This is a genomic window from Mesorhizobium sp. M0018 (assembly GCF_040323955.1).
Taxonomy (GTDB): domain Bacteria; phylum Pseudomonadota; class Alphaproteobacteria; order Rhizobiales; family Rhizobiaceae; genus Mesorhizobium.
In genome coordinates this window covers 1-9,688 of record NZ_JAMYVL010000055.1, presented here as the reverse complement: position 1 = coordinate 9,688, position 9,688 = coordinate 1, and the positions used below count along the sequence as shown (strand labels likewise).

The 9,688-nt window shown below is 60.7% G+C and carries 5 protein-coding genes and 3 pseudogenes; 3 read left to right on the top strand and 5 right to left on the bottom strand.

Features of this window, described 5'->3' with window-relative positions; genetic code table 11:
- Both NKJ81_RS31955 and NKJ81_RS31950 read right to left on the bottom strand, forming a co-directional pair.
- Nucleotides 1-475 (bottom strand): annotated as a pseudogene (locus NKJ81_RS31955) (DUF3363 domain-containing protein); the annotation flags it as partial.
- Between the two features lie 643 nt (nucleotides 476-1,118).
- Nucleotides 1,119-2,201: an IS110 family RNA-guided transposase gene (locus tag NKJ81_RS31950; protein ID WP_352542908.1), complete on the bottom strand. Its 1,083-nt coding sequence runs from the start codon at nucleotides 2,199-2,201 to the stop codon at nucleotides 1,119-1,121.
- 620 nt (nucleotides 2,202-2,821) lie between these two features.
- Between NKJ81_RS31950 and NKJ81_RS31945 the strand changes: the two genes are divergently transcribed.
- Complete coding sequence (locus tag NKJ81_RS31945; protein ID WP_352542907.1) at nucleotides 2,822-3,175, top strand: hypothetical protein; 354 nt, start codon at nucleotides 2,822-2,824, stop codon at nucleotides 3,173-3,175.
- A 730-nt stretch (nucleotides 3,176-3,905) separates the two neighbouring features.
- Here NKJ81_RS31945 and NKJ81_RS31940 read toward each other — a convergent pair.
- Complete coding sequence (locus NKJ81_RS31940) at nucleotides 3,906-4,205, bottom strand: DUF736 domain-containing protein (protein WP_352542906.1); 300 nt, start codon at nucleotides 4,203-4,205, stop codon at nucleotides 3,906-3,908.
- Between the two features lie 944 nt (nucleotides 4,206-5,149).
- On the opposite strand from NKJ81_RS31940, the pseudogene NKJ81_RS31935 reads away from it, so the two are divergent.
- Together NKJ81_RS31935 and NKJ81_RS31930 are read left to right on the top strand one after the other, a co-directional pair.
- A pseudogene (locus NKJ81_RS31935) lies at nucleotides 5,150-5,359 on the top strand (DUF2130 domain-containing protein); the annotation flags it as partial.
- Between the two features lie 222 nt (nucleotides 5,360-5,581).
- Nucleotides 5,582-6,050: pseudogene (locus NKJ81_RS31930) on the top strand (Ros/MucR family transcriptional regulator).
- A gap of 104 nt (nucleotides 6,051-6,154) precedes the next feature.
- On the opposite strand, the gene NKJ81_RS31925 reads toward NKJ81_RS31930, so the two are convergent.
- Complete coding sequence (locus NKJ81_RS31925; RefSeq protein ID WP_352542905.1) at nucleotides 6,155-6,472, bottom strand: DUF309 domain-containing protein; 318 nt, start codon at nucleotides 6,470-6,472, stop codon at nucleotides 6,155-6,157.
- 587 nt (nucleotides 6,473-7,059) lie between these two features.
- Nucleotides 7,060-9,288 (bottom strand): adenylate/guanylate cyclase domain-containing protein, encoded by a 2,229-nt coding sequence (locus tag NKJ81_RS31920; RefSeq protein ID WP_352502250.1) that lies wholly within the window; start codon nucleotides 9,286-9,288, stop codon nucleotides 7,060-7,062.
- Between the last annotated feature and the right edge of the window lie 400 nt (nucleotides 9,289-9,688).

The window sequence follows — 9,688 nt, the reverse complement described above, 5'->3', positions numbered from 1 at the left end:
AGGCCTTGCTGTCGGCCTCGTCGTCGAAGGCCGAGTACACCCTGCCCTTCTCGCCGTCCCTGGTGACGCCGTCGCGCTGGAGATAGCGCAGATGCGCATCGACAGCCTTGCTCGTCGTCGCGAATTTTTGGGCGCGCCCGGTGATCCCCTTCCCTTGCTTCGGCAGCTTGACGACGCGCGCCTTCACCACGACGCGACGGGAACGAAAGCGAACGCCATTGGAGTCCTGCTTCCACCTACCGCCGTCCTTCGGCAAGTCTGCCGCCACCTTGCCGCCGCGGCCCCGCGCGTTGAAGCGGCCGCTCCCCTGCCCGTCGTTCCTGCTTGCGCCGAGGCGATTGGGATTGCCGCCCTGCTTGCGGATGGCAATCTCGACCTGGCGCAGAAAGGGCAGCGTGCGCGAATTGACCGGCGTGCTGCTGCGCCGGATCCGGCCAATGCGAACCTCGAATCTGTCGCTGTCACGATCTGCCATGACGACAGCATCGGGAGTCGGATTTGGTGCTTCAAGGTGGCCGGAGCGCCGGGCGTTCTACGGCGCGCAAAGACTTGCTGCGGCGTAGAACAACCGATCGCACATCGCTGCGGCATCACACCTTTGCTTTTGAGATCAACAGGATAGCGAACCAGCCGGCGCCATCCGCACCTCGCGCGATTCCGCCTGGCGTCGGCACGAGCAGGAAAAAACAATGTGCAGACAACAACTTACGAGCAAAGCGAGGGCGAGCGCCAGCTCGCTTTATCTTGCCGTCCTAATCGGGCCCCTAATGTCAACTACAATAATGGCTTTCCAGCTGCATGACATCTCCAATTCTGCTTCATAGTCACTGTAAACTCGTGCGCACTTCTTGCAACCACGCTTCCCTCGGCAGGGTCCCTGCTTTACTACGCGCTCGGCTCAAATCAGCCGTCGCATGCTCTCCTTCGGGCCGTATTGATGGCCTCATGACGAGACGGTCCTAGCGATCACGGCGCATTCATCCCGGTGGCGGGCGGATGCCGGCAAGATAGCGGACTCAGTCTCATCCAACGCCCTGCCAGGGCGCCGCCCGTGCGCACGGGAACTCTTCGAACTCAGATCTCAGGACCTCCTCTAAACTGTCGAGACGCGCCCATCGTCAAGCCGTTCTCAGCGCCTTCAGCGTCGCGCGCATCGTCGGCGTGACAACCGCCCCGGCGCCTGGATCGAACACACTGCCGTCAACCCACATACGGTGCAGGATGGCGGCAAGCTTGCGGGCGACTGCTGTGATCGCGCACAGCATCGAGCGCTTCTTGGCGATCTTGAGCCCCCACCCCTTGAGTGCCGAGCCGCGGCGCGAACGCAGCAACATGGCCGCTGCCGCCTCGCACAGCGCCTCGCGTGCAGTCATGTCGCCCTGCTTCGTGATGCGTCCCGTGAAGTCGATCGAGCTGCCGGACTGATGACGTCTCGGCGTCAGGCCAAAATGCGCGCCGACAGTGCGGGAGCGGCTGAATCGATGCGGATCATCGATCGCAACCTTGTACGTCAGGGCAGCTACCGGTCCGACCCCAGGCACGGTCATGAAGCGCCGGCAGACAGGATCGGCAGCGACCGCATTTAGCAACATCGTGTGCAATCGATCGTAGCCCTCAAGGACCGCGTTACGGACCGCCAGCAAGCTGTCGATCATCCGTTCGAAGACGAAATCGGCGCCGTCCAGCAGTTCGCGCGCGCGGGCCTCGAACTCGTGCCGGCCGATCGCGCCAACCTTCAAGCCATGCACCCGCAGCGAGCCGCGAATGTGGTTCTCGAGATCCACCAACTTGCGCTTGAGAAGCTTGCGATTGGCCAGCATCGTGCGAAACCGCTGGTTCTCCACGCCCTTGACGTGGACGGCACGAAACCACGCCATGCGCATCATCTGCGCAATGCCGCGCGCGTCGTTCTTGTCGGTCTTGTTGCGCATCGCGCTCAGGCTCGTGCGCATGTGACGGGCCTCGACGACGATTACCGGCAGCTTCCGCAATAGCAGCTCACGCGCCAGCCAGACGCCTATCGAAGACGCCTTGATGCCGATGCGCTGAGCGCGCTCCACGTAGCCCTTCAGTGCGGAGTGGAGCGCGTCCGGATTGCTCTCCACCTTTGTCTCGAATACGATCTTGCCGTCGCAATCGACGATGCAGATGCTTGTTTCATCCAGCGATGCGTCAAGTCCAATGTAAACCGGGTTGTTCATGAATCTGTCCTGACTGCAGTGAACAAATACGCTGTCAGGCTCTCAGATTCCTTGCGCCGCTACCACTCTCGGCGGTCGATCTTAAGGGCGAGCCCGATTAGGAGAGCCGTCCCTCTTTGTTTGCATGTTTGCACGCCCTCTCGCCCTCTCTCGCCGTCAACCCTCCCACTGCAACCCCCGCAACGCAATAAGCCGAAATGCATTCGACCGGGAATGTCACTATCAACGTAACGCTGTAGAAGGGCGCTGGACCAAACGGCTATCTGCGGCGGGTCTCTCGCCAGACAGCGGTTCCACCGACAAGTTATCCAGCCGTGGCTCGACCGCAGTTAAGTCAACTACGGCAAAGTTTGTGGAAGGCTGAATGTTGGGCGGATGGATCGCCGCGAGCACTGTCTCTGCCGCAACATGCGCGCCACAGTCGCCATGCATTGCAAGGACATTCCGGGTGTCGCCCGTGCGCGCGAAAACCAACCAATGAAGTGCGTTCGCCCTGCTGCATCCTCGCCGTGAGCGCATCGGAATGGGAACCGCAGCAATGATCAGCGGTGCCCGTTTCCTAGCGTAATCGACCGTCTCGCGGCGGTGGGCGGCCGGCGCGACATGCTCTTGATTTCGCCATGATCGGAATTGTAGGCGGCGAAAACGCCGTCGCAGCCGAAGCGGTCGAGCTTCTCGCGGAGATGCGCTGTACGTGCAAACATATTGTCACGCGGTTGACAACGGTCGTCGCCGACGCGGACTTGATGCGCAGCTCCTGCCATGTCGGCGGCATGATCTGCATCAAGCCCATCCTTGCTGCACACCAGATGAACATCGCCAACGCTCTCGACATGCATTATGACGCGAAGCAACCGCTCGGGCGATGGCGAAACGTTTCGCGGCTTCCCGGATATGTCGCGATCATGGATCAGCGGATAAAATCGTGCTGCTGGAGCGCTCAGCCGCTCACTATCCGCTCAGGTTCTGCGTAAACAACCGACGCTGAAAGGGTGAGCCAAGCATGCAGACATCATCGTCATGCTGCTGCGGACGACAGTGCATATATCACGCTTCTGATGCGTCGACAGCCTGCGGCCGTGCTCGCTTCCGTCAAGAGCAAGGCTTCGCCGGCCGGACTTGCTTGCCGCAAATTGCGCCGCGATGGGCGTTCTCCGCCATTGGCAAGCGTCCGGCCGCCTGACCTTCGCTGCGCGCGGCGCCCGCCTGACGGGCGATCGGTCGAAGGGCTTGACCGACGCCCGATCGATCGAAGAGCTTGACGCAGCAGAAACGCAGTCGGAGCACCCGACCAGCTTCGTTCATTGCGCCTCGATAGCGGCTCCAAAACAGACTCCGTGCGTCCTTGTTGGCGTCGACTGGAACAGATTGGGGCGGACCGGTTGCGTGAAGACGGTTGTCGATCGAGAGAGATAAGCGCCGACCTTGTCGCGGTGCGATTCCACGCTGCACCAGCCCTCCATGCCTTCGCAGCAGACGCGATGGTCAGGCGCGTTTTCGGCACGGTTGCTGCGAGCCTTCACGGCTCGATCGGGGCCGGATCGTTGGAAACATTCGGCACTGGAAAGGTGGCGTCGGCGCCCAATAGGACCGCGCGACCGATGATCGAAATTTTGGAAGCACGGAAATAGCAAAGCTCAGGTCGTCGCATAATCCCACGGGTGAGAGGCGGTGCCTCGCCCGGGGTGAGGCACCGCGTGTCGATCAGCGGGACCAGATGAGCTTGTGCTCGCCGTTGTCACTCTGGACCAGGGTCGCGTAGACCGGGGCCGTGAAGGAGGGGTCGTCGAGCTTGACCGAAACGTAGTCGGCGCCGGTGTCCTTGGCTGCCTTTCTCCAGCCTGCGCCGAGTTCGACGCCATTGGCGGCGACCCGGTAATCGGGGCCTCGCTCGTTGTCCTTGGCGACGGGCCGGATGGTCGCCTTCATGTTGACGTTGAGGGTGCGGATCGTGCCGGTAAAGGCGCCATCGTCGCTGCGGGTGAAGATGCCGATTTGAGCCATTGTGGTATCTCCTTACTGTTCCTCGAAGCCGCCCAGCGCGGCCTCGATAGCGGTCTTCAGGGCGACGGGACGGCTGGCTTGCACCCGTAGGGCCGCAGCGTGAGCGGAGGGCGGCGGCAGCCGAGCTTCTTGGTTCGCGAGGAATGCGCCTCAGCGCAGGGGAAGAAGGTCAGCGAAGCCGTTGCGGGCCTCAGGCCGGTCTGGCGCCAGACCAGCCATGCAGAGAGGCCGCCTGGGCAGCTCCGGGGCACAGTCGCCCGGGAGAGACCGGCGCGGACCAGCTCCGCCGCGGCAGAGCGGCAGAGCACGCCCGCACACGATCCGCCCCGCCATAGCGCCAAGGCGGCCACCGCCAGGGCGATGGCTATGACGGTCCTCTCCACGAGGAGCTACTCGGCCTTGAGCCCGATGATGAAGCTGGCAAAGCTGGCCAACACGAGGGACTGCTCACTGAGGTGTCGAGCCGGTACAGCCGCACTCGTCCTACGGCGCTGCGTGCGCCAGCAATGAAGCGATCAACGCAAATGGCGCCCTGAACCGACCGCGACGCAACTCCGGCGGAAACGATGACCTCGACCGTCTCCAGCTCCAGATTTTCGCTAAGATCCATGTGGAGGTAGACTTCGGTCGTGCGGATGTCGGCGTGACCGAGCCACAGCGCCACCTTCCGGATACTTTTTGAAAGGCGTGCCCACTGTAGGACTTTGGAGACTTCCGTGTCGGCCCTTTGGTCCTGAGCTTTTCAAGTTCCAGTCTGCCTTTATGCGACTTTCGAAGCACAGATCGTGAACATAAGAGGCGCACTGAGGCATGTTCTTGTCGTCGACCGCCTTTTTTGGCAAGTTTCCGGCGATGAGCGCATTTGGTAGACGAGTGCCCGTCGTTCTTGACGTATCCCGCAAACGCGGAGCATATCAAGTGCTCAAGTTCTCGCGTAGAAATCGAAAAAGTTCTCTGATATGCAGGAGGACCTCGCAAAGGAACGCAAGGCCACAACGCGCCTGTGGGCCAAGCGGGAGGCTCAAATACAAGGCGTAATCGAGTCGACCGTCGGGATGTACGGCGATTTGCAAGGTATCGCTGGAAAGGTGATGCAAGAAATTGAGGGCTTGGAGGTTCTGGCCATCGAAGCATCTCTGCCCGATGCCGAATAGGCAATCGGCATGGAGCAACAGAAAAAGATTGGCAATCTGGAACGGCTAGCCAGACGAACAGGGGACGGACCAACACGCGCACGACGCGGGATGCGTTGCCATGGCCGCTGTGCAGAAACAGGCATCGCGATAGTGCCCAATGCATTCGTTGCGTTTGGCGCAAACCGCCACTATGAAACGGACAATTTCGCCGACTGTCTTTCAAGCCGCCATGAGAGTTTCGTGACAGAAGAAGCTGAAAGCAATGCCGACAACCTGATCGAACTCACTGCCGACGTCGTCTCGGCCTATGTCTCGAACAATCCGGTTCCGGTCGGTGACTTGCCGGCCCTCATCAGTCAGATTCACGCCGCATTGATGGGCACCGCCGGCGGCGGTGCTGCGCCGGATAAGTCCCGGGCTCTCAAGGCTGCCGTGCTCGATCAAGAAATCGGTCACTCCGGACTACATTGTCAGCCTTGAGGACGGGAAGAAGTTCAAGTCGTTGAAACGCCATCTCGCGACCCACTACAACCTGACGCCCGACGAATATCGCACCAAATGGGGCCTGCCAGCGGACTATCCGATGGTCGCGCCGAACTATGCCGCAGCGCGCTCGGCATTGGCCAAGACGATGGGGCTCGGCCGAAAGCCGAAAGAACCGGAAAAGCCGGCGCCGCTGAAGCGGACGCGCAAGAAGACCGCGGCCTGATTGCTGCAGATCCATCGGCCTATGTAGCCCGGACACAAAATAGGCGGGAGTAACCAGCCTTCCACAGGCGAAGCTGGGGTTGAACGCTTACCAAGGGTTGCCGATCAGACACTCTCAAGTTTTGGTGCGAGAATAAAATCGAAAACGGGCTCGGGCTGGTCAGGCTTTGGTTCTGGCAAAACCCGGGAAGTTACGGCTGCTTCGGCATATTCTGCAAGCGCGGCAGGTGTCATCCCGAGCGCAGTCTCAAAGAGCCGGCTCGGCACCGTCACCACCTGACGAAAAAGCGCGGCAGCTCTTGTGGCATGGCGTACGGCAGCGACCCGCTTTCCCTCGCGTATTTTTACCCCGGCCGCCGCCAATAGGATCAGTCCCTTGAAGAACAGGCGGTGCTGGGTGCTTCGTTTCGCAGCCTGTCCCAAGCCTCATGGGCTTCCCAGTAATAGCCATGGTTGAAAAGGTCGATTCCCCATCGAAAGACATCCGAGCCTAACGCTTCCCCAAGGGCGACGGTCACGGGATCGTTTCGGTAGCTATGGCCCAAGGGATCACGTACCGGATGCGGATGTTTGCCAGGCAGGTACGCATAGGTCGGAAAACTCTTTTCGGGCAGCAGGCGAGGACGAGACATCGGCCCAGCAAGCATGAAAGCGCGTTGATGGCAATTCATGTCACATGGAGCTGACGGCATAGGCTTCGTATGTCAGAGCTGAGGCCATGGATCGGGCTGAGTTCCGGTTTCTGGAGATTACAGACTGCCAATTATGCGACTTTCGAAGCACAAATCATGAACATAGGATGATGGGGTATTCGGTTCAAATTCGCCGGTGGCGTCAGCTTCGCGCCTCCATTCGGCCGTAGAGATTGGCTTAGCCGCTGCCTGAAAGCAGACGTGGTCAGCGACAGGGCCGGACGTCTTGATAGCGCCAATTGTCGACGTTTGCAGTTATGCCAACAACGTCGCGTCTACTCGGCAAGCAGACTTACGGCCTTGCGGCATTTGGGAGTTTCACTTGACGACCGAAAACTCGAACTGGTCCCCGCGGTAAACGGCCTTGTATTCGTCGTCGCGCCCCGGCGTCCTGAACACATTGCGAAAAATCGCCCCACAGCTTGTCAGTTCTATGGGAAAGGCGTTGCACAAGAAATCGCCTTGCACCCACGAGGTTCCTACGCGGCTCCTCTGGCCAACGGTCTCGCTGACGGCGCCGTCGACCGAGGTTGTGCGCTGCATCGGCAGGAACGTGGGCATTACCAATTTTCCGCGCGTTTCGTGCCCGAACATGAGAGACTTTATTTCCGCCCCTGTGAGCCGGTCCTTCGGATTCATGCCTGCCTTTGCCAATGCCGACAGCTCTGGCACACCTGCCTTGGTCAGCCCGGCCAAAAGGCGTTCGATATCGGCCGTATTCTTGAACACCATGTAATCCTGGGTCATCAACTGGCTCGGCCCCCTGTCCACCCGCCCAACAACCTTCCTAAGCGTTTCCAAAGCCGCCGCGGCCTGGTCTGTGCGCCCAAGATGCCCATAAGCCGAAATAAGGACCTGCAGGGCATAAAATTTCGCCCGTGGATCGGCCGATATAAGGTCCATCTTCTCGATCGAGCGAACCGCGTCCTCAAACTTCTCCTGGCCGAACTCGGCCAGTCCGGCTTGGTAGCGCCTGTAGTCCATCCACGAGTTTGGGTCGACGCGCGCAGCCGCATCGAGATAGCTAAGCACTTCCTTCGGCCTGCCGTTGAAATTCAGAGCATTGGCCAGCGAGAGATAATTCCAAGTATCGCTGGGATCGAGCGCCACCGACTTCAGAAGAACGGTAACTGCGTCGTCCGAGTCGTGCTCGCGGACCATCAACTCGGCGACGAGCTGATAGTAGCCCGGCGAAGGATCCCTGGCCGCCGCTTCCAGGGTTTCATAGATCTTGCCCTGGGCCACGTCCGTCGTAAGTCCCATTACTACGACCCGACCGACATCCGCGTCCCAGTAGGCCCAGGCGAGCTGGGCGTACGCCGCGCCGAAATCGGGGTCGAGTTGCACGGCTTGCTGGAAATACTTCACAGCCTGCGCAAACTCCTCGGGCGTGTTGATACGGTTGTAGATGTCCATCCCCTTGAGATAGGCCTCATAGGCCTCGGGATTACTGGTGCCTCCGGCCCGGGTAGCCGGCGCGCCGCTCACCAGGCGGAGCTGCAGCGCACCCGCGATGCTGCTGACAACGCTGTCCTGCAGCGCGAATACGTCTGCCCACCGGCCGTCGAAACGCTCCGCCCAGAGATGTCTGGAAGTCGAGCCATCGATCAGCTGCGCATTGATGCGCATGTCGTCGCCGACGCGGCGAATCGAGCCTTTCAGCAGGTACCGGACGCCCAATGCCGCCGCAATCTCCTTCGGGTCCTTGTCCTTGTAAGCGGAGCCCGCGTTGGGGGAGAAGACGAAAAGACCCGGCACACGCGCCAGTGCGGTCGTCAGATCCTCGGTGAAGCCGTTGGCGAGATATTCTTGTTCCTTGTCGTCGCTGAGATTGTCGAAGGGCAGGACGACTAGCGAGGGCCGGGTGTCGGCTGCCTCGCTGACGGTCGGAACGGCAAGCGGTGCAGGCCTCTCCCACGGCTGCCACCATGCTACTGCAAGGCCGAGAGCCAGGACGAGAATTCCCGCCGCGGCCGGAAAACGCCAGGCGCGCGGCTGGCGGCGAGCATGGAGGGTCTTGCCCGCTGTCGCGGAATCAAGCAACACGCGATACGCCTGAACGGGTTCGGCTATGTTTTTGACCCTCTGTTCGCCCATTGGCTCAAAGGCGAACGCCAGCTTCCTATCAACCTCCTTGGCCACTTTTCCCGAGATGCAGATGCCGCCCGATTCCGCCAACTGCTGAAGTCTGGCCGCGATGTTGACCCCATCGCCATACCGGTCGTCGCCGTCGACGATCACCTCGCCGAGGTTGATGCCGATCCGCACCACGATCTGTTCCACTGCGGGAAGCGAGGCGTTGCGCTCGGATAGTCCCCGCTGCAACGACACTGCACATTCGACGGCATCGACGACACTACCGAATTCGGCCAGCATCCCATCGCCCATCAGCTTGAAGATATGGCCGTGGTGGCGGGCAATTTCGGGCTCGAACAGTTCCTTGCGTCCGGCACGTAGTCGCTCAAATGTACCGGCCTCGTCGCGCTCCATCAGAGTCGAATAGCCTACTACATCTGCGGCTAGAATCGCGGCAAGCTTGCGGTCCATCGGTGGCCTGGCCCCAGCGGATCATAGTATTGGTTGTTCTGAAAGGAAACCGACCTTACCAGCAAATCCCTTCTCCCGCACGTTTGATGGACCGCTGATACGGCGAGGTGTAACCAATGTCGTAGTCACCACATTCGAGACATTAGAGCTTGCCTGCCGGAATGGCTCGTTTGGGTCAGGGCTTGCCGTTGAGCCGGCCGCCGGAACGGGCAACTAGCGCCAGAAGCGGCCGTCTATGGGTTCGCCGCCAAATGGGGGCTTTGGGGTCAAAAGTTCGCGTTCGCGACAGGCCGGATCGCGCCTAATGCACGAACCCGCTTCGCGGGAGAGGCGCCTCGTTCTGAGATGGCGCGACTGCCATTTTGACTTGAGCGGGTAGAGGGGTCGATCTGACCATGGA